Source organism: Nitrincola salilacus (genome assembly GCF_046271865.1).
GTDB classification, from domain to species: Bacteria; Pseudomonadota; Gammaproteobacteria; order Pseudomonadales; family Balneatricaceae; genus Nitrincola; species Nitrincola salilacus.
In genome coordinates, this window is the sequence record NZ_CP176580.1 from 2347183 (window position 1) to 2370741 (window position 23559).

Sequence of the window (23559 nt, forward strand, 5' to 3'; positions counted from 1 at the left end):
GTGTTCAACATGGTATTACCCTCGTTTTGCTTTCCAGGTTGAAGATTATCTCTCCAGCGTGAACAGAACGTCAGCACCACTGCCGACACTGCTGCTCTGGGACTCAATTTTCCAGCGAGAGGTTAATTGATAGCTGAGCATCAGCATATCCACCGACTCCAGAAGGCCGATGCCGTAACGGATATAAAGTCTGGGTGTGAGATATTTACCAATAAAGAACGCTGATTCACCACCTGCATTGGTATCAAACCCCAGTTCATCAAGACTCAAGTTGTCTCGCAACTGATCGGTAATCGCATTGCCACCTTGCATCCCCATTGCCATGGCGGCCTGCATCATCATTGATTGTTCAGCAGATGATGTGGAACCCGGCCCTCTGCCTAGAATAAGATAGGAGAGAATACTGCTATCTGGCATGGCCGGAACAGAGTAGAGAGTCAGATCCGGTTGCCGCAGTGTGCCCTGAACTCTGGCACCGGCCTCCACGTCCTCAACATGGCGGCTGACCAGCATATCGAAGCCTGGATTATCAATCGGCCCACCGGTGTAGATCAGGCCTCCACGCTGTATGTTGAGATCCTGCCCATATAGGCGATACTGACCACTTTCGACCTGGATGCTGCCGGTAGCTCTGACGACATCAACCCCCTCATCGATCACATTCAGGCTTCCTATCAGTCGGCCTTTGAAGCCGAACGCATCCACTTCAACAGAATCCCCCAAGACCAACCGAAGGTTAGTTCTGATTGGAAGCCCGACACCTGCTTCCTCTTCTTCACTTCCTACAATGACAACATCGGAAGAGCTGGAAACAGCACTTTGTGACAATTCAGGAGGCGAAATTCTCGCAAAAGGTACAGTCAGACTACCACCCAGACGAATATCCTCATCTGAAATAACCACCTCAAGATCCGGCGAGATCAGCACATGAATGTCGCGAGTGTGCATGGCTGTAAAGTTCTCACCCGCAAGCTCTATATTGCCGGTCAGCGCTGTCAGATCAAACTGTCCAGCCAGATTGATCGTGCCGTCACCGGATGTCAGCCTGCCATCGAACAGTAATAGATCAACCTGATCGACATTGGTTCGTACCGTCATCTCTATATCCGACAGTATTATGCCCTGGGCAGGCAGCTCAGCCCCGCCCTCCAGGTAACTGATTGCACCATTAACTCGAGGTGATGCGGCATCACCCGAGATAATAAAGCGGCCACTGATAAGGCCTGCGATATTCTGTATTTGAGGAGCAAAGACTGAAATGATTTCGAGATCGGCCAACCGGATCTCCAGCTCACCCTCCAGAGTTTGTGCCGCTGAAAGTGCAGAAACTTCAAGCTCTGCCTTAATGCTTCCCTGTATATCATCAAGCAGAGCAGACATGGATACGTTCATATTATCATCACGAATAATGGCGCGTGTTTCCGTCCGACCAATGTTCAAAGTTCTCTGTTCAATAGTGGTGATCGTGCCGGGAGTGGTACTGATAACAGCATCAACGACGGGCTGACCACTCACAACAGAAAACTCGGCATCCATCTCCAGCATCGAATCAATAGTTGCTCCATTGAGCCAGGGTTCAATCATCGCCAGCGACAGCGATCTCAGATCAGCTGCACCAGAAATGGCACCATCTTTGGTCACTTCAGTACGTGCACACAAGCGGCCTGACCGATCCAGTTGTTGCAGACAGGTACGCCCCATTGTGAAGGCGGGCGGCTCTACAGTAACTGGAACCGGCTCAACCAATTCCCATCGGCCTGCTTCTGTACGAAATACAGATAGCTGATCGAGCGTTCCCGCCCAACTGATATCATCCCACCGTCCGGTTGCAGCCAGATCAAGATCCAGTGGCTTGCCAGCAATACTCAGCTCAAGGCGATGATTAAGCGGTGTGCCCTGCCCCTGTAAAAGAACGCGATCAATAGCCTGACCTGCGGCGTGAATCGACAGTAATTCAATATTGATATCCGATTCAGAATCACCAGAGAAATCGAGTTTGACGGACCCATTGAGGCGCTCAATCCTGGCCTGATCTTCCAGGGTAAGATTATCCCCCTCCAGCGACGCGCTGATACGCGGCATCTCCCGGCTGCCTGCCACGGCGCCAACGGCTGTCAATTGACCGGAAGCAGTTGGTAATGCCTGTGAAAGATCTGGGATGGATAAGGACCATGCAAGCGCTATCTGCTCTTCAATTGAGCCTGACGCCTGTAGATTCGCGCCACCCAGAGACAGAGATAAAGCATCGATCTGCAGATTTTCACCTGCCAGGCTGATATCTCCCTGCCCTTGCAGAACCTGATCACGCATTTCACCTCGGAACTCTTCGATGGTGGCGCTGAGTTGAGGGATGCCATCAACCAGTTTTCCGGTGCTGATCAGCTTGAGATTGATATCACCTTCCCACTCCGGCCAATGGACACCAGGATTAATATCCTGCAACTCAACCTGAAGATCCCAGGCAGGTTGAGCCAACCAAGCGGCACTACCCTCCACCAACAACTGCCCGTCAAGCAGGTTGCCTGCAAGAGTGAGACTGCGCAGCGCCTCCTGATTCCCGGATCCAGAAAACTGCCATTCACCAGTGGGAATCTGCTCGCCACTGACGCGCGTTTTCAGTGCCAGATCATAGTCATCCAGACTGCCCTTCAGACTGAACTCACCTTCCGGGCTTGCGAAGAGCTGCGCTTCGTCCACTTCAGAAAAGATAGGGTAATACAGGTTTTTCCAGTTACCCGACAACACGAGATCTGGCTCCGCCCAGTTACTGATCTCTCCCTGCAATTCCAGCTGCATGGCAGCATCCGGCAGATCAAGGCTCAGGGTTTGGATCGCCAGCCACTGTGAAGCAAGATCGGCATTAAGCTCCACCAGCAGTTGCACAACACCTGTTTCATCAACCTGTGTTGCCAATTCAGCCTGAGCTGCCAGAAGATCACCATCCAACTTGCCTGCAAGCTTTAACGTACCGGCTTCGCTGATGAAGGGTTCAGCCCCCTCTTCCACTGGCTGCAGAGGTAACTGAAGCCCGGACCACTCCATGAGTAGATCAAAATCAGGTTGCGTCCAGCTTTGCACTGAACCCGAAAGGTTAATACTGCTGTCCGTTTCCGGCAGCGTCAGATTCAGTGCAGTCAATTGCAACTGCTCACCAGTAACGCTGATAGCCGCATCCAGCGATGTGTTCACCTGTCCGGTTTCGACAAGCCATATGGCCAGCTCTGTTTGCAGATCCAGTTTCTCAAGACTGCCTTGTGTATCCAGCCGTCCGGAAAGAATCGATTCACTGCGTGATGGATCAATTAACGCCAGATCAAGCTTGAGCTGATCCAGCGATACCACCCAACTGAGATCATCAAGGGGTTGGTTCAGCTGTGCAACCAGATCCAGCTCAACGTCACCTCTGAGTTGATGTTGCACCTGCATCTGTTGCATATCACCAGAAAGCTGGCCTTGCCCTTTGAGCGAAATATTCTCAAGGTGCTCCGGTAGCTCAAGTTCAAAAGGGAAATCCGTGGTATCAAATGCCCAGTCAAGATCAAAGCTGAAAGGGTAATCCTCCTGTGGACGCACTTGGCCAGCTAGTGTCAGATGGGTATTGCCCTGCCGGACCAACAGCTCGGCCAGACTCACCGCGCCCTCCTCTCCACTGACTGATACAGAAAAATGCTCCAGTGGCAGCAACAGCTGATCATTCTGCCAGACTGTCAAATCACGGATCACGATATCAGTCAGTCTGAAGGCAAAGGGCAGCTCTATGTCGGGCAGTTGAAAAGGTTCTGCTTGCTCTTCAGTATCCGTCACGTCTTCCGTAGCTGCAGGTATCCGAACCTCAACCTGATCCAGATGCAGACGGTCCAGACAAAGTTTCTGCTGAACCAGGCACTGTGGATGCCAGTCCAGAGAGATCTGTCCGATACTGATCGAGGTATCGCCATCCAGGTAACTCAATCCTGAGATGCGAAGTGGGCCAGCCAAGGCTCCTTCAGCCTGCTCATAAGTTAATGTACCAGGTGCAAATCGATCACCAATTTTGAGCAACACCGGAATCAAACCCGGGATAAATACGGCACCGATCAGCAGAAAGACCAGCAGTAGAATGAGAATCAGCGGAGAGAGGAAAATCAGCTTGCGTTTCACAGATCCGGTCCAAGTGTAAAGTGAATTCTCCAGCCACCATCTTCAATCGGAAAGGCCAGATCGAGCCTGATGGGACCAACCAGAGATTGCCAGCGCACACCGACACCAGCGGATGTTTTCAGAGGATCACTGACGTCATCAATTGCATTACCAGCATCCATGAATGCCGCCATGCGCCAGTTTTCGCGCACCAGATAGTCGGCTTCAACGCTACCGACAACCAGATATTTGCCACCAATGACATTATCTGAAGTACCGCGGGGCCCCAGAGATTGATAGGAATAGCCACGCACACTGGAGTCCCCACCTGCATAAAATCGATGTGAGGCAGGGAGATTGGAAAAACTATCGGTTACAGTCAGGCCAAGTTCCGCACGAGTCAACAGCCTTACCTTTTCACCAAAGGAGTCTACGCGCTTGATACCTGCTGTTGTCTGCAGAAAGCTGACATCAGAGAGCAGTACATCCGAAGCCCCGGAAACGCCAAAGGATAAACGATAACCATGGCTTGTGTTCAGACGGTCGTCGGCTACGGTTTTGTTCCACTGAGCACGGGGAATCAGCAGGCGGATATCACGCGTATCTCCGTTAAAGCTGAATTGCTCCTGCTCTATATCCAGTGACAGTACGCGCTCCCAGTCACCGACCTGTTTCTGCCAGAACACGCCAGTTGCGAATATCTCTGAAGTAACGGTATCTGAGTCTTCGTCGCTGTAACGCGCCCGAATGCCATATCTGTCCGTCAGCGGATTGCCGCCCGGAATTATGTAGCTGGTCGAAAGGTCATTGCGAATCTGTGACAGCCTCAGGCGAGCATCCAGTTTATGACCTCGCGAATTGACCCAGCGACGAGTCAAACCAAACTGCATGCGCGCACCGGTATCTGTACCATATCCAAGGCCGGCCTGGTAAAGGCTGCGAGGGCGAGAGGTCAACTTCACATCGATCGGCACGCGGTCATCCACCATCTCGTTGAGCAGAGGACGTACTTCAACATCTGCGAAATAGTCGCTGTCTACGAGCGCGCCCTGTAAGCGAACCAAACGATTGGTGTTGATGAAGTCACCTTCGGAAAATTGCGGATAACGTCTCAACAGCTTTTCAGAAATCGGGGATTCACTGAAACGTATTTCACCGATACGGGCACGGGCTGCAGTATCTACATGCAACTCAATGACAGCCGTATTCAGCGAGGGATCCACTTCGATACGCTGGCGCATAAAGCGAGCACGATAGTAGCCACGATCCGCGGCAATCGACTGCAGGTCGCTTTTCAGTTTTTCATAATCTGCATGACGAAGTTGCGCCCCTTCACGAACCGGTTGGCGCGATAACAGAGCCATAAATTCGGGATCAGATGCGCCCTCTCCCTGAATATCAATATCGGCACTGCTGATCAGCGTCGGCGGACCCGGATCAACTTCATAGCTGGCGATCCAGTTATCGTCCTGCTGATTCAGACTGACGGTGATGGAGGGGTTGTAGTAACCGAAAGGTTCCAGTGCCTTGCGGATCTCCTCTTCAGCCAGGTTATGCAAAAACCGCATGCGACTTTCGCTGTTGATCGGCTGATCTGCCATGGACTGAATACTGAGATATGCCCGAACATTGGCTTGCTGCTCTTCATTGAGGCCCAGGATATTCAATCGCAGGGTGTCAGAGACAGCCGTGTTGGCGACCAGCATGGCTAACCCGAACAAACAGCCGTGAGCCGTGCGGCGTAATTTCTTCAAAGGGATTATATCCATCTCTCCCAGTAGCGTTTCATTGTGTGCAGTTTATAGATAGCCCTAGGATCGCACAAAAAGGCTCGATGATACCAGATGCTCTTGTGAAATCCCGGCGCTGCAACCAGGCAATCATCATGCACGTAAGCATAATTTCTTACGTAGCTAGAAGAAAAACCGATCACCCCACCTCCTGATGGTTACAGCTTCCCTGCCGGCACAGTCGCAAGTGGTGTTGAACGCTGGTTATACCAGGCATCAAAGACAAAGCATGCCAAGGCTAGCCAGATAAACGCAAAGGTGATCAGCTTGTAGATTTCAAACGGCTCGCCAAAGACCAGGATCGCCATCAGGAACAGCATACTGGGTGATATGTACTGGAAAAAACCCATTACAGACAGAGGCAAACGATTAGCTGCTGCCGCAAAGCACAGCAGTGGTAAGGTGGTTACCAGGCCTGAGGCTGCCAGCCACAAGTTGATATCAGTTGTATTCTGCATCAGATTGCTGGTTGGGCTGTTAGAGATCGTCAGATAGATAACTGCAAGCGGTAGCAGGAGAAACGTTTCGACCCCTAACCCAGTCAGAGAATCAACCCCGACCTTTTTGCGCACCATGCCATAAAAAGCAAAGGTGAAGGCCAGAACGAGCGCCACCCAAGGCAGTTCACCAAACAGAATCAACTGAATCAGCACGCCGATCGCGGCCATGGAAACGGCCAGTATTTGCAAGCGACGCAGTTTCTCCTTGAAGAACAGCATCCCCAGGGCAACCGAGATCAGAGGGTTGATAAAGTAGCCCAGGCTGGCATCCAGCAGCTTGCCGTTATTAATGGCCCAGATGAATACCAGCCAGTTAAGCCCTATCAGGGCCGAACTCAGCAATAGAAATTTGACCGAGCGTGGTTGCTTCAAAACATCCCGAGTCTGGCGCCATTTACCCAGTACGAGAATCAACAGTATGACCAGCACGCATGACCAGACAACACGATGCGAAAGTACCTCCATGGGAGGTACGAACGAAACCTGATGAAAATAAAGAGGGGCAATACCCCACATGATATAAGCACCGAGCGCGAACCAGATGCCCTGCTTGTCCAGCTGCATAACTTTCTCAATTCAAGATCAAAGGGGTAGCGTTACATGACAGCAGAGATGGCCGGATGGCCGCCTGAGGTCAATAATGGCGTGTGACAGGAATGAGATGACTATAGGGCAGCGATATGGAATATGGAAGCGTAGCGGGCAGGTGAAATTGTCACCAATACAAAAAACTACCTTGCAGGTCAGCAGGATAGAGGGGGCTGACTCCCCCCTCTTACACTTCAGTTCTGGGCAGAATAAAGAAAAAATCAGCTCTGGGTGATCAGCCCCTGCCCATCCATGATCTGCTCGATCTCAGACAAGCTGGCCGGGTCGTCGATGGTTGATGGCACATTGTAACTTTTGCCATCGGCGATCTGGCGCAGAATCTTGCGCAGGATTTTACCAGAGCGGGTCTTTGGTAGCCTCTGTACGACAATTGCCCGATTGAAACAGGCAATCGGCCCTATCTCCTTCCTGACCATCGCTACCAGCTCTTTTTCGAGACTGCTTTCATCCAGCTCGACACCATTTTTGAGCAAGACAAGGCCTACCGGGACCTGACCTTTCAACGCATCACCAACACCAATCACCGCACACTCTGCCACAGCCGGATGTGAGGCCACTATCTCCTCCATCTCTCCGGTTGAGAGCCTGTGCCCCGCCACATTGATCACATCGTCGGTCCTGCCCATGATGAATACATAGCCCTCTTCATCTATATAACCGCCGTCGCCGGTGACGTAATAACCGGGGCACTCACTCAGATAACCGCTTCTGAAGCGTTCAAAGTCTCCCCACACGGTCGGCAGACAACCCGGCGGCAAGGGCAGCTTGATAGCGATCGAGCCCTGCTCACCCGAGGGCAATTCAACACCGGCAGGATCAAGGATGCAGATGTTATAGCCAGGTATCGGCAACGTTGAGGAGCCGGGCTTGGTCTCCTTGCGCTCGATACCTGTCAGATTACCGCAGATGGCCCAACCGGTCTCCGTTTGCCACCAGTGATCAATGACCGGCTTGCCGGTTTTTTCGACTGTCCAGTGATAGGTCGGCGGGTCCAACCGCTCACCGGCCATGAAAATGCACTCCAGTCGTGACAAGTCATACTTGGCCAGCTCAAGCGCATCCGGATCCTCCTTCTTGATCGCCCGGAACGCGGTGGGCGCTGCAAATACGGCCTTAACACCATACTCGGCACAGACTCGCCAGAAGGCACCGGCATCGGGTGTGCGTACAGGCTTGCCTTCATAAACAATTGTCGTACAGCCAGCTAATAAAGGTGCATAAACGATATAGGAGTGCCCAACGACCCAGCCGACATCTGATGCAGCCCAGAACACCTCACCTGGCTCGATGTTATATATCGCTTTCATGGAGTATTTCAGTGCAACTGCATGGCCGCCATTATCACGCACCACGCCCTTGGGTTTACCAGTGGTGCCAGATGTGTAGAGCACATACAGTGGATCACTCCCTTTAACCGGCACACAGTCGGCTGGCTCCGCTGACACCATCGCCTCCTGCCAGTCCAGGTCTCGTCCTGACTGCATTTCGGCAAGAGCCTGTGGGCGCTGCAGAATAATGCAGGCATCAGGTTTATGGGCTGCCAGACTGATCGCTTCATCCAGCATCGGCTTGTAGGCAATCACCTTGCTGATCTCAATGCCACAGGAGGCACTGACAATCACTTTGGGTTCAGCATCATCAATCCTGACAGCCAACTCATTCGGTGCAAACCCACCAAATACGACCGAGTGGATGGCGCCCAGTCGGGCTACGGCGAGCATCGCAATCAGCGCTTCCGGCACCATCGGCATGTAAATAACGACGCGATCACCCTTCCCAACACCCTGCTGTTTCAATACACCGGCAAAGCGAGCAACCAGGTCACGCAGTTCTGAGTAGGAGTAGCGGCACTTGGAGTCTGTCACCGGTGAATCATAAATGATGGCCGTCTGTTCACCACGCCCCTGCTCCACATGATAATCCAGTGCCATGTAGGCCGTATTCATCTCACCGTCTGCAAACCAACGGTCAATACCGTTCTCATCTTTTGACAGTATCTGCTGCGGTGACTTATACCAAGGCAGGTCAGCGGCTTTACTGGCCCAGAAGGTTTCCGGATGTTCGATGGATGCGGTGTATTCTGCTTTCCAGGACATGGGAGCGGGTCTCTCTTAAGTTGATGGACAGACGGTTTCTTATGATTGTTGACAGTTACCCCTTCAATCAGTAGATACTTTAAACAATGATTCTCTCAAATAAACTAAGACAAAAGGCTAAAAATCCATTGAATTATACCAATTGATGATCTGAGTCATGTGAAATATAACTGCCAAGAGAAGACCCCGATTCGCTAAAGTGTCGACAAAGTAGGTTAATCACTTAGTTGTTTCAGCTCGTAACCCCTCCTCCGTCTTTAATCTTTTTCATGATCCCATGAGTTCTCCTCACCCTTATTCAGCATGATTGCTTTACAATAGCCCTTTGTTTAGTCCATTTACTTTAGACTCTTAATTTTGCCAGTGACCAACAGCGGTATATTTCAGTGACCAGATCAGCACTCTTCTCCAGCCTGCAGCATAGCCTCAATAATCGCATTCTGTTCCTTGATGGTGGCATGGGAACCATGATTCAGGAGCTCAAGCTTCAAGAGGAGGATTATCGCGGTGCGCGCTTTGCCGACTGGCCAAGTGATCTGAAGGGTAATAACGACCTGCTGGTACTGACTCAGCCAGAGCTGATTCGCCGCATTCACTGCCAGTATCTGGAAGCCGGTGCCGATATCATTGAGACCAACACCTTCAATGCCACGGTCATTGCGATGGCCGATTACGGCATGGAGTCGTTGAGTTACGAGATTAATGTCGAGGCCGCACGGCTCGCGCGCGAAGCCTGCGATGAGATCACGGCAAAAACACCCACGCGCCCACGCTATGTGGCAGGTGTTCTGGGCCCGACTAACCGCACCGCCTCCATCTCCCCTGATGTGAATGACCCGGGCTTTCGAAACGTCAGCTTTGACGAACTGGTAGAGGCCTATACCGAATCGATTGATGGTCTGATAAAGGGTGGTTCAGACATCATCCTGATCGAAACCATTTTCGATACCCTGAACGCCAAGGCCGCCATCTATGCCGTCGAAACCTATTTCGATGAGCATGAGGTTCGCTTGCCTGTGATGATCTCAGGGACCATTACCGATGCTTCCGGTCGAACCCTGTCGGGCCAGACCACAGAAGCGTTCTGGAACTCTGTATCACACGCCCGCCCAATCAGTATCGGCCTCAACTGTGCGCTGGGCCCTAAAGAGCTGCGTCAGTATGTTGAAGAGCTGTCACGCATCGCCGACACCTATGTGTCCGTTCATCCGAATGCGGGCCTGCCTAATGCCTTTGGTGAGTATGATGAGTCACCTGAAGAGATGGCCGCAGAGATCAAAGAGTGGGCCGAATCGGGCTTCGTCAATATCGTTGGTGGCTGCTGTGGTACCACCCCCGAACACATTCGCGTGATTCGCGAAGCGATAGAGCACGAAGCACCACGCGAAATACCGGATATCAGTGTTGAGTGCCGCCTGGCAGGACTTGAGCCGATGAATATCGGTGCGGATACCCTCTTCATCAACGTTGGCGAGCGTACCAACGTTACCGGGTCTGCCCGCTTTCGTCGCCTGATCAAAGAGGGTGACTATGAAACCGCTCTGGATGTTGCTCGCCAACAGGTTGAGAGCGGCGCCCAGATCATCGATATCAACATGGATGAGGGGATGCTGGATGCCAAGGCAGCGATGATCCGCTTCCTCAACCTGATCGCCTCTGAGCCGGATATTTCCCGCGTTCCGATCATGATCGACTCCTCCAAGTGGGACATTATCGAAGAAGGTCTCAAACGCATTCAGGGCAAGGGCGTCGTCAACTCCATCAGCCTGAAGGAAGGTGAAGCCAACTTCATCGAGCAGGCACGCAAGATCCGTCGCTACGGAGCTGCTGTGGTTGTTATGGCGTTTGACGAGGATGGTCAGGCAGACACCTACAAGCGCAAGACCGAGATCTGTGAGCGCTCCTATCGTGTGCTGGTTGATAAGGTTGGTTTCCCGCCAGAAGATATCATCTTTGACCCCAACATCTTCGCCATCGCTACCGGTATCGATGAGCATAACAACTATGCGGTCGACTTCATCCAGGCCACACACTGGATCAAGCAGCACCTCCCCTATGCCAAAATATCGGGCGGTGTGTCTAACGTCTCCTTCTCCTTCCGCGGGAATGACAAGGTACGTGAAGCGATTCACTGTGTATTCCTTTACCACGCCATCAAAAATGGCATGGACATGGGTATCGTCAATGCCGGTCAGTTGGAGATCTACGATGAGCTGTCGCCGGAGTTGCGTGAGCATGTCGAGGATATCGTGCTTAACCGCCGCGATGACGCAACAGAGCGGATGCTGGAGCTGGCCGAGAAGTACCGTGGTGATGGCGGCAGTACGATAGCGAACCATCAGGATCTGGAGTGGCGCACCTGGCCGGTGGAGAAGCGTCTTGAGCATGCACTGGTCAAGGGTATTGCCGACTTCATTGATGAAGATGTTGAAGAGTGTCGCCACCAGTTCACGCAACCGATTCAGTTGATCGAAGGCCCGCTGATGGATGGTATGAGCGTCGTCGGCGACCTGTTCGGTGCCGGCAAGATGTTCCTGCCTCAGGTAGTGAAGTCTGCACGCGTGATGAAAAAAGCGGTTGCGTACCTGATGCCTTTCATCGAGGCCGCCAAAGCGGAAAATGCCAGCAGCTCAGCCGGCAAGGTGATTATGGCGACCGTCAAGGGTGACGTACATGATATCGGCAAGAACATCGTCGGGGTCGTGCTGCAGTGTAACAACTTCGAGATCATTGATCTGGGCGTCATGGTGTCTAGCGAGACTATCTTGCGCACTGCGCGTGAAGAGAACGCCGACATCATCGGTCTGTCTGGCCTGATCACACCATCGCTGGATGAGATGGTGCATGTCGCCAAAGAGATGCAGCGTCAGGGCTTCACTATCCCGTTGATGATCGGTGGCGCGACAACCTCCAAAGCGCACACGGCCGTCAAGATTGAGGGCAACTACAAGAACAACCAGGTGGTGCATGTCACCAACGCCTCACGCTCTGTTGGTGTGGCATCCAACCTGCTTTCGGCAGATAGGCGAGATGCTTTTGTCAAAGAGATACAGGCGGACTACCAGGCCGTTCGTGAGCGTCATGCTGAGCGTCAGGGTGCTCAGCGCAGGGTGAACCTGGAGCAAGCGCGCGCCAACTGCTTCCCGATCGAATGGGACAGCTACACTCCGCCGCAGCCGAAGAAGCCCGGGATCCATGTCTTTAACGACTATGATCTGAACAAGCTGCGTAACTATATCGACTGGACCCCCTTCTTCCAGTCCTGGGAGCTCGCAGGCAAGTTCCCACGCATTCTGAAGGATGAGATTGTCGGTGTAGAAGCCACCAAGCTCTATGCCGATGCGCTGAGAATGCTGGACGACATTATCATCAATAAACGCCTCAAGGCGAATGCCGTGATTGGTATCTTCCCGGCCAATACTGTGCAGCACGATGATATCGAGCTGTATCATGACAATGATCGACACCAGTTGCTGATGCGCACGCATCACCTGAGACAGCAGACTCAGAAGATCGAAGGCAAGGCCAATATGTGTCTGGCAGATTTTGTTGCGCCCAAGAGTTCAGGCAAGGATGACTGGATCGGCGCCTTCGCGGTTTCGACCGGGTTTGGTATTGATGAGATCGTTGCCGAGTATGAAGCCGATCACGATGACTACAACAGCATCATGATCAAGGCGCTGGCTGATCGCCTGGCAGAAGCCTTTGCCGAACACCTGCATGAACGGGTGCGCAAGGAGTTCTGGGGCTATGCCACTGATGAAACACTGGACAATGACGCCCTGATCAAAGAGAAATATCAAGGCATCCGCCCTGCTCCCGGCTATCCAGCTTGCCCCGATCATACCGAGAAAGGTCTGCTCTGGCAGTTGCTGGATATCGAGAACAATACCGGCATCAGCATCACCGACAGCTTCGCCATGCTGCCAACTGCGGCTGTGAGCGGCTGGTATTTCAGCCATCCCCAATCACAGTATTTCGGAGTGGCCAAGATCAGTGAAGACCAGGTTGTCAGCTATGCCAAGCGCAAGGGTATGACACTTGAGGAAGCCGAGCGCTGGTTATCGCCAAATCTGGGCTATGAGCCGGAGCAGAACTGATAGTCCCATGCCTCCACTGGAGCAGCCCGGCACTCAGAAAGAGCTGCCGGGCTGCTTCAGAAACTCAATCTCTTCTGCCGTGGAAACCCTGCCCAGAATCTGGTTACGATGCGGATAGCGATCGAAGCGATCAATAATATCCTTGTGTGCCAGCTCGAATTTGAGGTTATTTTCCAACCCCGGCTCTGAAAACAGCTCTACTGCCCGCTCGTGTATTTGGCGCGATTCGCTGTGCATGAATGGCATATAGAGGAAGGAGCGCTGCTCTACTGGTAGCTGTTGGTTAAACCCTCGCCGAATCGCTTCCTGCGCCAACGCCAGTGCCAGAGGGTCCTGAGCAAATGCCGCTGGTTTATCACGATAGACATTACGCGAGAACTGATCAAGCACCAATATTTCGGCCAGCGCACCCGCGGCAGATTCACGCCAGTTAAACAACTCAACCCTGCTTGCTGATGTCAAAAGATATGAGAAACGACTTTTGATAAGTTCATCAACTGATTGATCTTTAACAAACCACTGCGCTGGTGTGAGTTCCTCAAACCAGAAAGTCATAACATCCTGATAGTGCATGTTTGCCTCGTATTTAAATAAGGATCTTCGCTAGGAGGCTGTCCGAGAATAGTGACCGTAGCGAGGGAATGTCCGTTTTGAGGCAGTTTTTGAGCTATTTTGAGGCGAATAGTGGTTCTATTCAACGAAAAAAAGCTCAAAAAATGACCAGAACGGCTTTCCCGCAGTAGGTCAGTCTATTCTCGGGCAGCCTCCAAGTATAAACCGAAAATGCTGTTCAACCGCAGCCGCAACTCAACCTCGGCATCTGCGCTAAGAGACTCTGCCCGCTCGAAAAGAACCGGAATCAGTATCGCCTCTCGACACAAGGCGATGGTAATGAAATGCAGGTTTTCATCAAGCTTACCGTGTGCCTGCAACCACTCACAACACCAACTGATCAGGGATTGCTCATAAGCATCTGTTAACCGCCGCGCCTCTTTGAGCTTATGACTTTCTCCAAGCGCTATGCGATATACAGTCAAATGGTCAGACTGCGAGGCTATAAGCCTGAATGCTGCCATCAAACCACCCACCTGATCATCTTGATAAGTACTGCTCAGTAAGGCTCTGGATGCCTCCATCTCCTGCAGGAGCTGTGCGGCAACCTCCTCAAACAGCACCTGCTTGGTAGGAAAATTGTTATAAACCGTCGGTTTCGAAACACCAGCTCGTTGCACCACCAACTCAATAGAGGTGCCCTGATACCCAAGCTCGGCAAACAGCTCTCGCGCCATCTTCAGAATCAGTTCTTTTTTAGAGGGTCTGCCTCTGGCCATAAATCCCCATTGACGTTACGTCGAAAGTGTATTAATTTTACCAAACCGTTTAGTTAATAAATTGATTGGCAGGGTCTGATAATGAGTGAAGAAGGTCGCTATGGTCAATACGGTGGGAGTTATATCCCCGAAATTCTCTATACCAGCCAGCAGCAGCTACTCAAAAGCTACCGCGAGGCGATGCTTGATGAGAGTTTTCTGCAGTCGGTCAAGCAGGAGCTGCAGCAGTTTTCAGGCAGACCGACTCCGCTGACACACTGTGCTAATCTGAGTCGGGAGCTTGGTGGCGCACAGATCTACCTGAAACGTGAGGACCTGAATCACAGTGGTGCTCACAAGATGAACAACGTCATAGCGCAAGGCTTGCTGGCCAAGCGTATGGGCAAAACGCGCGTGATTGCAGAAACAGGTGCCGGCCAGCATGGCTTTGCCACGGCACTGGTTGCTGCACGCCTTGGCCTTGAGTGCACCGTCTATATGGGGGCAGAAGATATCGAGCGCCAGTACCCCAACGTATTCTGGATGAAGCAGCTAGGCGCTACTGTCGTACCCGTGACCACAGGGTCTGCCACCCTGAAGGATGCCCTTGATGAGGCGCTGCGCGACTGGTCAGCCAATTACAGCGACACCTACTATCTGATTGGTACCAGTTGCGGCTGCGCACCCTATCCTGAGATGGTAGCGGGATTTCAATCCGTGATTGGGTTGGAGTGCAAAGAGCAGGCGTTGGCCCAGTTCAATGCGCAGCCTGATCGCATCTATGCCTGTGTCGGTGGCGGCAGTAATGCCTGTGGGATTTTCCTGCCTTATGTCGGCTCCGGCACTGAACTGATCGGAGTAGAGGCCGGTGGTATTGGCGACGAACCAGGCCAGCATGCCAAACGCTTCCATACTCCTCAGGCCCGCTTTGGGATCGCTCAGGGCTTCTCCACCCGATTCCTGCAGGACGAAAGTGGACAGCTGCTGCCAACACACTCCATATCAGCAGGACTGGATTATGTCGGTGTCTCACCGATTCTGGCTGATCTGGAGTCACGGGGCGAGATCCGCATGACCAGCGCGAATGATGCTGAGGTGATTGATGCGTTTCGCAGGCTAACACTGCACGAAGGGGTGATACCGGCACTGGAGTCCTCTCATGCCGTCGCTGCGGCCTTGCGTGAGGCGCCTGATATGCTCCCGGATCAACATCTGGTGATCAATCTGTCAGGACGAGGCGATAAGGATATTTTCAATATCGCCAAAGCACTCGGCGATACGGCCTTTAACGACTTCCTCACTCACTATCTGAAACAGGATGCCTGATTATGAATGCCCTGACTGATTATATCCGGACACAGCGCAAGTCCAGCAAAAAACTGCTGATGACACATGTGGTTTTCGGCTACCCCAGTATTGAAAAAAGTCTCGAGATCATGCACCTGCTACTTGATGGTGGCGTTGAACTGCTTGAAGTACAGTTTCCGTTTTCGGATCCGGTAGCAGATGGCCCACTGATCACCAGCGCCTGTCACCAGGCGTTGTCACAAAAACCGACTCTGCAAAACTGTATTGACGAATTACAGACGCTATCCAGGCAGTATCCTGACAGTCGCATATTGCTGATGAGCTATCTGAATCCCTTGCTGCAGTTTGGTTTTGAGCGCCTGGCAGAACAGGGAAACGGCATTATCAGTGGAATTATCATCCCCGACCTACCGGTAGAGCATGACTCACTGCTGGCGCCATTGGCTGACAGCAGCATAACGCCGATTTGGTTACTGACACCGGACACGCCCGATACCCGCCTTGATCAAGTAGTACGCAAGGCCGATGGCATGATCTACTGTGTGAGTCGCAAAGGGGTGACTGGCCAGCAATCGAATGGAATGAGTGGACTGGATGGCTACCTGGCTCGCGTCAGTGCTGCTACAGATCTACCACTTGGTGTAGGCTTCGGCATTCAGAGTGCAGACGATATCAGAAGCCTGCCTGAAGTCGCCGATATCGCCATTATCGGCTCCGGTTTGCTCAATGCCTACAACAATGGCGGCCTTGATAAGCTTCGCAACCTGTTGACTGAATTGAAAAACGCCTGACAATCTCCTTTGCGCGCTGCTATGATCAAAGGTAAAAGCATCGCAGGGACAGGACTCAGGCTGTAAATGAAAAGAGCGCTTATTCTATCGGGCGGTGGAGCAAGGGCAGCTTACCAGGTGGGTGTGCTCAAGGCGCTGGCAGAGATTCTGCCAGCAGATGCACCCTGCCCCTTTCCCATCATCTGCGGCACGTCGGCGGGTGCGATCAATGCAGTCTGGCTGGCAACACACACCGGCAGTTTTCAAGCGGCTGTATCCGATCTTGAATCTATCTGGTGTAAGCTGACACCTGAACAGATCTTCAGATCCGATTCCTGGTCTATCTTCAAAGGGATTGCCCGCTTGGGCTTTTCGCTTTTTAATGAAGGTGCCGGGCGTGACAAGCCGATCGCCTTGTTTGATAACACCCCACTGTATGAGTTGCTCAAGCGCACTATCCCCTTTGAAAACATTGCGCCTGCCATTCAGGAGAAACGCCTCGATGCGGTCAGCATCACGGCTATGGGCTATAACTCAGGCGAGTCAATCAGCTTTTTTCAGGGGAAACCAGAGCTACTGGGATGGCAGCGTCATCGTCGCAATGGATCTCCCTGTGAGCTGACACTGGATCACCTGATGGCCTCCTCCGCACTGCCGACCATTTTTCCGTCCGTGCATATCAACCGCGAGTACTTCGGCGATGGTGCGATCCGTCAAACCTCTCCTATCAGTTCAGCGCTGCATCTCGGTGCCGATCAGATTTTCATCATCGGTGTCAGCGGTAATCGCAGCCCCAAGCATTGGGGTAAGCGCGTTACCGTCAAACACTCCCCATCCATGGCTCAGATCATGGGGCATATGTTCAGCAGTGCGTTCATCGACGCCCTCGAGGGAGATATCGAGCATCTTGAACGGATCAACAAACTGGTTGAACTGATCCCTGAAACAGCAAGAGCGACCAGTGGAATAGCACTCAAACCTATTGAAAGCCTGATTATTTCACCTTCAGAGCAGTTGGATAAAATTGCTGGCAGAAAGATCCGCTACCTGCCAAAAAGCCTTCGCTTTGCAATGAGAGCAGTGGGTGCAACTGCCAGAGGCGGCGGTGCTGGCATAGCCAGTTATCTGCTGTTCACGCCTGCATTCTGCGAGGCGCTGATCGCGCTTGGATACCGGGATACGGTGTGGGAAAAGGAAAAACTGCAGGTTTTTTTCGATCTACCACGGCAGCTTTGATCAATTTTCATTCAGCCTGTAGTTCCACAACATCAGCCTGGGTCAGTGTCATAAGATCCTGCGGGGATAGCTCAATCTCAAGACCCCGCCTACCAGCACTGACGAATATGGTAGCAAACTGCAGGGCAGATGCATCCAGAAAAGTATTGAGTTTTTTCTTCTGCCCCAGAGGGCTGACTCCACCCAACACATACCCGGATGAGCGCTCGACTGCTGCTGGCTGCGCCATGGCGGCTCGTTTGCATCCTGCAGCCTTGGCAAGTTGCTTCAGGTTGAGTTTACGATTGACGGGAATAATGGCAACAACCAACTTCTGATTTTCTGTTTCAGCCACCAGCGTCTTGAACACCTGATCCTGAACAACTCCCAGCTTTTCTGCTGCCTCAAGCCCCCATGACTCGGCAGCGGGATCATGATGATACTCATGAACCCGATGCTGAACCGATGAGCGCTTAAGTGTTGTTATTGCAGGCGTCATTCCGCGGATCTCCTGCGCTTTACCCTGCCGCAGCCAACTGGCCGAAAATTCTGAAACCGCCAATATAGGTGCCTGCAGCAGAGCCCAGTGTGGCGAAGAAAAACACCAGCAATGTGCGTGATACCCTGTTTTTCCACCAACCGCGAACTGAAGTGACATCATGACGCAGATGAGAAAAATCACCGACAGTCGGTTTACGCATGTAAAGCTCAACTCCTGCCGCTACAAACCCAGCGCCGATAGTTGGGTTTAACGATGTGAAAGGTGCAGCGAAAAAACCGGCAATGATGGTCAAAGGGTGGCCGCCTGCCAGCAGCACACCTATGCCAGTCAAGGTGCCATTGATCAGGAACCAGTCCAACACCAGTTGCCAACCCAGCTCTGTGTTACGACTGAATCCAATCACAAAGCCAATAATCACCAGCGCAATAATCGCCAACGGGATATACTTCGGCCAACGACTGCCAGGTGGAACTGAATCGAGCAGAGCACGCTGAATCGATGGATCTTCCGGCAGATGCCCCTCAAGGCTCTCACTCATCCCTTGCAGATGGCCAGCACCTATCACGACCAGCACTTTTTTATAGCGGCTATCACCATTGTCTTCCGCCAGACGCAGCGCCATATAGTGATCACGTTCGGTAATCAAAGCCTGATACAGATGCTCGGATTCCTCGGCAAACTCATTGAAGGTGGATTGCAGAACATCCCCCTCTTTAAGCTTTTCGATCTCCTCAGCGCTGACCTTATCCTTGGTGACAAGGCTGCCAATAATGCCGCCTATCAACCCCGAACGCTGCCACCAGGGCACGCTTCGATAAACACGCTTCAGGGTGGTGCCGATATCACGGTCGATCAGCAGTAATGGAATATCCGCCGCCTGCGCCTCTTCAATGGCGGCTTTCATCTCTTCACCCGGGGCAATACCAGACTCCTCAGCAACGCGCTGCTGATAGGCACCCAGAGCGAGGCTTGCTGCTACCATACCCGCCTTGCCCTGGCGAATGACCTGAAACAGATCCATTTTTTCGAGGGCATTGGGATCAATGATCGACTTGTAACGTGTCGGGCAAAGCTCGATCGCCACAGCATCAAACTCACCGGAACGAATCAGCCCACGGACCTCATCTGCACTGGCTTTGGATACATGGGCGGTGCCCAACAAGGTATATTCAGTATCATGCTTCTTCAGCACCTTACGCGGGCCGGCTGTAATCGCAGTAGTCATAAATCTGGCAGGAATTCCTGTCTGTTATTGGCGTAGCAACGGGTTAAAGAGCATGGATTATCCCTTAACAACCGGCAATAACCAAGTCATGCAGAATAAACTCAAAAGTTTTCATCCATCTATTCTTTCTTCAGCAGCAACCAGGTTCTGGCATAATCGCTGATGTGTCGATTATTGGCATGATAATGATCCCAGTCACGGTAGTAGCCACTGAGCCAATCCAACTGATAGAGGTTATCAGCAAAAGCCCCTCCCGTATCTGCCAGTACAGTCAAGCGATAGGTGGTTTGACCCGACTCTGTGGTCTCAAGCAGTATCAGACGCCCCAACCCCAACTGAAAGATATCACCGGCCACTGTCACACGTGGCTTGACCGGAATTTTGTAGTCCGCATCACGGCCGTAGCCCAGCACACCCGGAACTTCTTTGAAATACCAGTAACGCTCCTGCTCTTCTGGCTTACGGGTACGATCATAGGCAATGCCGTTGTTTCGGTGCACATTGAAGTAGCGGCGCTTACCATCCTGTTCCAGCACCGCTGTTCCTTGCAGCAGGGCGCCTTCAAGGTCCGCACGGCTTAGCCAGATCAATGGGGGCGCCAGAGCCGGTTCTGTTTCCAGCGCACCGGCCAGAACCGCCTGCTTGCCCAGGCGTGCTCGTGTCAAACTGGGCAAACTGTCGGCCTCATCCAGTGATAGCTTGGCTTCGTCATAAGGCAGCCCGTAAAGCGCATGAGGTTTATCTGCTGTTTTGACATCGCTACCCTCTGCCATACGCACGTAGTACTTAGTCAGCAGCAGCTTGTCCTGTGGGATCTTCTGCAACAGTGGTTTACCTTCCGAAAGGCTTGCTGCTCTTGCTCGATCCGGAGACCACTGAACCAGTTCAAAGGATTTCTGAATAAACGCCGGATCGGCAAGGCGTGATGCGCGACCGGCTTGCCGATCCTCTTGCACCACCTGACAGATGAATGCCAAGGTGGACTCAATACGGGCCTGAGGCACAGCGATCTGACTGAGCTTGCCACCATGGATGGCAGCAGGGTCATACTCACTACCTTGCTTGAGATATGTCAGCGTTTCTTGAGCCACTGAACACAGGTCTTCGCTGTATTCTGGCCAGTCGCCCTTGCCAAGGGCATCAGATGTTCTGAACTCAGGGGCGGCCAGGGAAAAAGTTGGAAGTGTTAATAGCAGTATTGTTGATAGCGGCTTACGTAAATAACAGCAGATGAAATTCATGTACTAATGTTCCCAGAAACGTTCCCAGAGGAGCTGATAAGTGGAGCGGCCGACGGCAATTCAAACGTCAATGTCGTACCTTTGTCGGGATTACTTGATAGAGAAACATGGCCACCTAACACACCTGTCACGATACTGTATACAAGATGCAGCCCAAGTCCAGACCCACCCTGCCCCAGTCGTGTCGTATAAAAAGGATCGAACGCATGTTTAACCTGTTCTGATGACATTCCATGTCCATCATCGGTTATACGCAATAAAAGCGCGTGTTCGTTAATCAACTCCGCGGCTATCACAATAGTGCCGACCTCTTTTTGATCAAAACCATGAAAAACCGCATTGTTAAAACAGTTGCTGATCACCTGACCCAAGGGGCCCGGATAGCTATCTACCAGAATGTCATCCGGTATCTGAATATGAACCTGATGCTGAGTCCTCTTGATGCCAGGTCGCAGTGTCGATATTACTTCCTCAACAACTTCAAGCAGATTGAACACACGTCTTCGTGAGCTGGATTGATCCACAGCCACCTGCTTGAAATGAGATACCTGTTCTGAAGCAGCGTTGAGGCTACGGTACATAATACCTGTGGCCTCATCTACCAGACTGATAAATTGATCGAGGCTGGAACGTTTGAGCGCACCCTGTTCCAGCTGTTTTCGAAAATGCCTGGTATTATCCTGCAAGGCGGTTGATACGGTCAGCGCGCTGCCTATTGGCGTATTTATCTCATGAGCAATTCCCGCTACGATCCCGCCAAGAGAGGCCAGTTTCTCGGACTGGATAAGGTTTTCCTGCATCAACTTCAGTGAAATCAACGCCTCTTCCAGCTCCTGGTTGGTCAAGGTCAGCTCAGCGGTTCTCTCTTCGACCCTTTCTTCCAGACTTTTACTCCATGACCGTAGCTGAAGATTAGCCGCCTCCAATTGCACACTGGCCTCTTTAATAGCCTGCTCCTTATCTGACAGTTTTGTAAGCATCTGATTAAAATGCTGAACCAGGTCATTCATCTCATCATGAGAATTCACGCTTACCTGTGTCGATAAATCACCCGAATCCGTAATATGCTCAATATTATGCACGATGCTTCTCAGTGGGCGCGTAACAAAGTGTGAAATACCAGCAGCAAGCAGCATTCCGGCAAGCAGCAGCATTCCTATCGCAACCATGACAGTTCGCTCAATGATCTGCCTGATCTGATGATCCACCCTTTTGGGCGAAAAACCGATCATGACATAACCCTGTGATCGACCATCAAAAATTATGGGCAAGTAAACATCGTAGCTACTTTGGTTTCTATAGGTTACTGGACCATGAATATCCTGAATGGTTTCAAGCTCATCATCGGACAGGACTTTGCCAATCTCATCAATATTCCGGTGTGAAAGCACTTCGCCGGACAGGCTGATAACAGCCATCTCTGTAAGGATTTCAGATACAGCGGGCACTCTCAGATAGCGCGATATGCCCCAGGTGAACTCACGGCCGGCCTCTTCAAAATCCCCTCCCCACTCCAGCTCAGTCTTGATAGCTTCTTCAAACTGCAGGGCAGCAAGGGCCGCATCGGAGTGAATATTCTGCAGAAAGGCTTGCTTGACCGTTGTAACATTTATCCAGGTGACCACACACAGCGAAAGGAGCAGGCAACCGCCGCCAATAAGGAAGATTTTCTTGAACAAGGTGGGACGAAAATGATCAGTCACAGCCTGTCATCCTGCTTCAGGCATTTCGGATACCGATTGTGTATCGGATATCAAACCCTTCCCGATCAGCCACTCACGAGCCACCTGATCAACTGATTTGTTATCGATATCGACAGCGTAATTCAACTGAATCATCTCCTTATCATTCAGAAACCCTGGCAATGAGTTTAATAGTGATTCCAGCTCAGGATGGCGTTCCAGTACCTCGCGCCTGATAACCGGTGCGGGATTATAAACAGGGAAAAATCCGAGATCATCCTCCAGAACGACCAGATCATGCGCGTATATCTGAGGGTCCGTGGCAAAAGCCATACCCACTTGCAAACGACCCCGCTGGAGCAGGCTGTAAGCTGGACGGTTCCCTTGTAACTCAATGATGTTTCCAGGACCAAAGCTGAACCCATAGTGCTGCAGCATCTGTCTCAATCCATCTGGACGGCGGATAAAAACCCCATCCGCTCCCATGGTCAATGATGAATCAATTTGTGCCAGCACGCCAAGATCAGAAATGCTTGCCAACCGATGTGTTTCGGCGAGTTTAGCTGGAACCACCAGAGAATATGTATTGTTCAACGACGCCTTGTCGAGCCATATCAAGCCTCTCTCTTCATCCAGCCCCTTCACAGCAGTATAGAGCTTCTCGGCATCGGCAATCACCTCCGGGTCACTCAGCCGGTGAATGGCAGAATAAGCCGTGCCGGTATACTCCCAGTAAAGGTCAATTTTCTGATCAAGAATGGCCTGACGTATCTCAATGGTGCTCAGATTGAGCTCTTCTTCGACAACAAAACCTCGTTCCTGCAGTATCAGAGAGGTGATGCGCGCAAGTAAAAACTGCTCGGTGAAATTCTTGCCCCCAAGCACTATTCTGTGCTCTTCGGCCTGCAACCATGAACTCTGGATAAAAGCCAATAACAAGCAACCCGTCATCAGAATGGATTTCATACTGTGATCCTCAGAGTCCGTGGAAAATTCGATATCAAGAAGGTGTGCAGAACAGTTTCATATAACAGAATAGAAGCTACAACATGAAATGGGAATATGAAATGGTGGAAATTTTCCTGCCCCCGT

15 protein-coding genes are annotated in these 23559 nt (G+C 51.8%); 4 read left to right on the forward strand and 11 right to left on the reverse strand.

Annotated elements, in window-relative coordinates; genetic code table 11:
* Positions 1-45 precede the first annotated feature (45 nt).
* The 4 genes from ACK3CJ_RS11210 to ACK3CJ_RS11225 all read right to left on the reverse strand — a co-directional run bounded on the left by ACK3CJ_RS11210 (position 46) and on the right by ACK3CJ_RS11225 (position 9114).
* Entirely contained in the window at positions 46-4140 is a 4095-nt protein-coding gene (locus ACK3CJ_RS11210) for a translocation/assembly module TamB domain-containing protein (protein ID WP_409526480.1), read from the reverse strand.
* Entirely contained in the window at positions 4137-5873 is a 1737-nt protein-coding gene (locus ACK3CJ_RS11215) for an autotransporter assembly complex protein TamA (protein ID WP_409526481.1), read from the reverse strand. Before ACK3CJ_RS11215 ends, ACK3CJ_RS11210 begins: the two co-directional genes overlap by 4 nt.
* A 194-nt stretch (positions 5874-6067) precedes the next feature.
* Positions 6068-6973, reverse strand: coding sequence for an EamA family transporter RarD (gene rarD, locus ACK3CJ_RS11220; protein WP_409526482.1), 906 nt, complete (start codon positions 6971-6973; stop codon positions 6068-6070).
* A gap of 245 nt (positions 6974-7218) precedes the next feature.
* Positions 7219-9114 carry a propionyl-CoA synthetase gene (locus ACK3CJ_RS11225; protein ID WP_409526483.1) on the reverse strand — a complete coding sequence of 632 codons (1896 nt, stop codon included), beginning with the start codon at positions 9112-9114 and terminating at the stop codon, positions 7219-7221.
* A gap of 386 nt (positions 9115-9500) precedes the next feature.
* Here ACK3CJ_RS11225 and metH point away from each other — a divergent pair, with 386 nt between their 5' ends.
* Positions 9501-13214, forward strand: a complete 3714-nt coding sequence (gene metH / locus ACK3CJ_RS11230; RefSeq protein ID WP_409526484.1) for a methionine synthase — start codon at positions 9501-9503, stop codon at positions 13212-13214.
* 33 nt (positions 13215-13247) lie between these two features.
* Here metH and ACK3CJ_RS11235 read toward each other — a convergent pair whose 3' ends face one another.
* Both ACK3CJ_RS11235 and ACK3CJ_RS11240 read right to left on the reverse strand, forming a co-directional pair.
* Positions 13248-13787: a DUF924 family protein gene (locus tag ACK3CJ_RS11235; protein ID WP_409526485.1), complete on the reverse strand. Its 540-nt coding sequence runs from the start codon at positions 13785-13787 to the stop codon at positions 13248-13250.
* Positions 13788-13963: 176 nt separating this feature from the next.
* Positions 13964-14545, reverse strand: a complete 582-nt coding sequence (locus ACK3CJ_RS11240; protein WP_409526486.1) for a TetR/AcrR family transcriptional regulator — start codon at positions 14543-14545, stop codon at positions 13964-13966.
* Positions 14546-14626: 81 nt separating this feature from the next.
* Between ACK3CJ_RS11240 and trpB the strand changes: the two genes are divergently transcribed.
* The 3 genes from trpB to ACK3CJ_RS11255 all read left to right on the forward strand — a co-directional run bounded on the left by trpB (position 14627) and on the right by ACK3CJ_RS11255 (position 17838).
* Complete coding sequence (trpB, locus tag ACK3CJ_RS11245) at positions 14627-15850, forward strand: tryptophan synthase subunit beta (RefSeq protein WP_409526487.1); 1224 nt, start codon at positions 14627-14629, stop codon at positions 15848-15850.
* Between the two features lie 2 nt (positions 15851-15852).
* Positions 15853-16623: a tryptophan synthase subunit alpha gene (trpA, locus tag ACK3CJ_RS11250; protein WP_409526488.1), complete on the forward strand. Its 771-nt coding sequence runs from the start codon at positions 15853-15855 to the stop codon at positions 16621-16623.
* Between the two features lie 66 nt (positions 16624-16689).
* Complete coding sequence (locus tag ACK3CJ_RS11255) at positions 16690-17838, forward strand: patatin-like phospholipase family protein (RefSeq protein WP_409526489.1); 1149 nt, start codon at positions 16690-16692, stop codon at positions 17836-17838.
* Positions 17839-17845: 7 nt separating this feature from the next.
* Here ACK3CJ_RS11255 and ybaK read toward each other — a convergent pair whose 3' ends face one another.
* The 5 genes from ybaK to ACK3CJ_RS11280 form a co-directional block, all read right to left on the reverse strand.
* A complete protein-coding gene (gene ybaK, locus ACK3CJ_RS11260; protein ID WP_409526490.1) occupies positions 17846-18316 on the reverse strand; it encodes a Cys-tRNA(Pro) deacylase in 471 nt (156 codons plus the stop codon).
* A 19-nt stretch (positions 18317-18335) separates the two neighbouring features.
* Positions 18336-19544 (reverse strand): TraB/GumN family protein, encoded by a 1209-nt coding sequence (locus ACK3CJ_RS11265; protein WP_409526491.1) that lies wholly within the window; start codon positions 19542-19544, stop codon positions 18336-18338.
* A gap of 119 nt (positions 19545-19663) precedes the next feature.
* The gene (locus tag ACK3CJ_RS11270) at positions 19664-20785 is read right to left on the reverse strand and encodes a hypothetical protein (RefSeq protein ID WP_409526492.1); all 1122 of its coding nucleotides are present in this window, start codon (positions 20783-20785) and stop codon (positions 19664-19666) included.
* Positions 20782-22488, reverse strand: coding sequence for an ATP-binding protein (locus tag ACK3CJ_RS11275; protein WP_409526493.1), 1707 nt, complete (start codon positions 22486-22488; stop codon positions 20782-20784). Before ACK3CJ_RS11275 ends, ACK3CJ_RS11270 begins: the two co-directional genes overlap by 4 nt.
* Before the next feature lie 6 nt (positions 22489-22494).
* The gene (locus tag ACK3CJ_RS11280; RefSeq protein ID WP_409526494.1) at positions 22495-23433 is read right to left on the reverse strand and encodes a glycine betaine ABC transporter substrate-binding protein; all 939 of its coding nucleotides are present in this window, start codon (positions 23431-23433) and stop codon (positions 22495-22497) included.
* Positions 23434-23559: the final 126 nt, after the last annotated feature.